A 2,025-nucleotide genomic window follows, 5' to 3' on the forward strand; every position below is an offset into this window, starting at 1 on the left:
TGGGGTTGCGCTGCGCTACACCCCAGCCTGCGGGGCGGACGCCTCAGCGCGGCATCACCGGCGGCCGCGGATGCAGCCGCGCCATCGAGAAGCTGTCCACGTACTGCCCGCTCTTGAGCGCGTAGCCGACGTGCCGGCCTTCCTCCACGAAGCCCAGGCTCCTGTACAGCGCGATGGCGCGCGGATTGTCCGCGTGCACATGCAGCTCGACCCGCAGCACGCCGGCCCAGTTGTCCGCCCAGTCCAGCAGGCGCGTGATCATCTGGCGGCCGAGCCCGCGGCCCTGCCACTCCGGCATGAGGCCGATGCCCAGCTGGCGCACATGGCGGCGCCGCAGGCTCGTCTGCACCGTGTGCAGGCCGGCGGAGCCGACGATCTGCCCGCCGGCCACGGCGACCAGCTTGCAATCCTGCGGTTCCACGCGCTGCAGGTGCTCCAGCCGTGAGGCGAGCGCGGCATCGGGGATCTGCAGGGTGCCTTCCACGGTGCCGATGCGGCCCAGGAGGGCCGACACGCCGAGCGCGTCGGCGGGCTCCATGGCGCGGATGATGACGTCGGTGGCGTCGGCCTTGTGGGCGGCGCTGTCCATTGCGGTGCTCCGGTTCGGGTGAATGGACGCTCCAATCTACCGCATGCCGCACGCGGTGCCTCATGCCGCGTGCGCATGGCGCCATGCAGGCCCTACTGGCTGATGCGACGCCCTTCCTCGACCTGGTGCTCGAAGTAGCGCTGGAAGCTGAAGGCGATGGAGGCCATGAGCACGCCGGCGCCGATCATGAGCGCGGCGATGATCGCGAAGATCGTGCCCCAGTGGGTGCGCCCGGCCGGTGCGTCCGCGGGCGCGGCAGGGTTGTGGCGGGCGTTCCACCTCTCGGGCGTGGCCAGGGCGTAGACGATGGCCGTCAGGCAGCAGCCGGCGATGGTGAAGCCCAGCAGCGGGATCAGCAGCCACGACAGGGGATCGTCCTGCCCGTACTGCTGCACCCGCAGGATGCCGTGCACGCCGAGTGCGGTGGGAATCGGCAGCGCCCAGCCGATCAGGTCGCCCAGGCCGTGCAGATAGAAGCGATGCAGGCCGAGCGGGCCGCCGAAGAAGGCCAGCCAGGCGGCGACGGTCTTGCTCTTCATCCTCATGCGGGCTCCGCCGGGGTGGTGGCGCCTTCACCCAGGTAGCGGTCCATCAGCACCACGTCGAGCCAGCGGCCGAACTTCCAGCCGCAATTGGCGAGCGTGCCCACCGGCTGGAAGCCGCAGGCGCGATGCACGCCCACCGAGCCGGCGTTGCCCGAATCGCCGATCACCGCGATCAGCTTGCGCACGCCCACGGCCTCGGCGCGGGCCATCAGCTCGGTCAGCAGCGCGCGGCCCGCGCCGCGGCCGGCAGCCTCGGGGTGCAGGTAGATCGAATCCTCTGCCGAGAAGCGGTAGGCCGGGCGGGGCTTGAACCACTGGCAGTAGGCGAAGCCCAGCACCTGGCCGGCCTCTTCGGTCACCAGGTAGGGCAGGCCCTTGCCCAGCACGTCGGTACGGCGCGCGGCCATGTCCGCCTCGGTCGGCGGCGTGGTCTCGAAGGTGCCCGTGCCGTGCAGGACGTGGTGGGCGTAGATGGCGGTGATGGCGGGCACGTCGGCGTCCGTGCTCGGTCGGATCAGGGGCATGGCGGGGGCGGAAAGAGGCGGGGGTGGGGCAAGGCTGCTAGAATCGCGGGCTTTTCGGTGTGTCGCTGGCCGGGTGGCCAGTCGCGTGTCTCAACGCCGAGAGAACCCGGGGCAGCATCAGGTGATGCCGCCCGAACCACCCGAAGGATAAATCATGGTCGTGATCCGACTCGCCCGCGGCGGCTCCAAAGCCCGTCCGTTCTTCAACATCGTCGTCGCCGACAAGCGTGACCGTCGCGACGGCCGCTTCATCGAGCGCCTGGGTTTCTACAACCCGCTGGCCACCGGTGGCGCCGAAGGCCTGCGCATCGCGCAGGACCGCCTGACCCACTGGCGCAGCGTCGGCGCCCAGGCTTCGCCCACGGTG

General features: G+C 70.8%; 4 protein-coding genes. 1 reads left to right on the forward strand and 3 read right to left on the reverse strand.

What is annotated here, in order from left to right; all coding sequences use genetic code 11:
* Nucleotides 1-43: 43 nt before the first annotated feature.
* The 3 genes from ACE3T5_RS21520 to ACE3T5_RS21530 form a co-directional block, all read right to left on the reverse strand.
* Entirely contained in the window at nt 44-589 is a 546-nt protein-coding gene (locus ACE3T5_RS21520; protein WP_374670155.1) for an N-acetyltransferase family protein, read from the reverse strand.
* Nucleotides 590-681: 92 nt separating this feature from the next.
* Entirely contained in the window at nt 682-1,128 is a 447-nt protein-coding gene (locus ACE3T5_RS21525; protein ID WP_374670158.1) for a hypothetical protein, read from the reverse strand.
* A gap of 2 nt (nt 1,129-1,130) precedes the next feature.
* Nucleotides 1,131-1,658 (reverse strand): N-acetyltransferase family protein, encoded by a 528-nt coding sequence (locus ACE3T5_RS21530; RefSeq protein ID WP_374670156.1) that lies wholly within the window; start codon nt 1,656-1,658, stop codon nt 1,131-1,133.
* Nucleotides 1,659-1,812: 154 nt separating this feature from the next.
* On the opposite strand from ACE3T5_RS21530, the gene rpsP reads away from it, so the two are divergent.
* A partial coding sequence (gene rpsP / locus ACE3T5_RS21535; RefSeq protein ID WP_374670157.1) for a 30S ribosomal protein S16 occupies nt 1,813-2,025 on the forward strand: 213 nt, incomplete at its 3' end.

This window comes from Ramlibacter sp. (genome assembly GCF_041916345.1).
GTDB lineage: Bacteria > Pseudomonadota > Gammaproteobacteria > Burkholderiales > Burkholderiaceae_C > Ramlibacter.

What these genes read in the sequence shown, in the direction of transcription:
- ACE3T5_RS21520 (WP_374670155.1), bottom strand. Translation starts at nt 589, where the DNA reads ATGGACAGCGCCGCCCACAAGGCCGACGCCACCGACGTCATCATCCGC.
- ACE3T5_RS21525 (WP_374670158.1), bottom strand. Translation starts at nt 1,128, where the DNA reads ATGAAGAGCAAGACCGTCGCCGCCTGGCTGGCCTTCTTCGGCGGCCCG.
- ACE3T5_RS21530 (WP_374670156.1), bottom strand. Translation starts at nt 1,658, where the DNA reads ATGCCCCTGATCCGACCGAGCACGGACGCCGACGTGCCCGCCATCACC.